This window comes from Serratia ureilytica (assembly GCF_013375155.1).
GTDB lineage: Bacteria > Pseudomonadota > Gammaproteobacteria > Enterobacterales > Enterobacteriaceae > Serratia > Serratia ureilytica.
In genome coordinates, this window is sequence record NZ_JABXOF010000037.1 from 1 (window position 1) to 232 (window position 232).

Below are 232 nucleotides of genomic sequence, written 5' to 3' on the forward strand. Positions count from 1 at the left end.
TCATCAATTGGTGCGAAGAGAGGGACTTGAACCCTCACGTCCGTAAGGACACTAACACCTGAAGCTAGCGCGTCTACCAATTCCGCCACCTTCGCACAGTCGATGTTGTTGCTTTGATTTATATTACGTCGCCAGCGTGGTGCGAAGAGAGGGACTTGAACCCTCACGTCCGTAAGAACACTAACACCTGAAGCTAGCGCGTCTACCAATTCCGCCACCTTCGCATCGATGC

Annotated in this window: 2 tRNA genes; both read right to left on the reverse strand. The window is 52.2% G+C overall.

Annotation, left to right across the window (positions count from 1 at the left end):
* Nucleotides 1–8: 8 nt before the first annotated feature.
* Nucleotides 9–95 (reverse strand) — tRNA-Leu (locus HWW83_RS25545).
* A gap of 42 nt (nt 96–137) precedes the next feature.
* Nucleotides 138–224: transfer RNA gene (locus HWW83_RS25550), tRNA-Leu, on the reverse strand.
* Nucleotides 225–232: the final 8 nt, after the last annotated feature.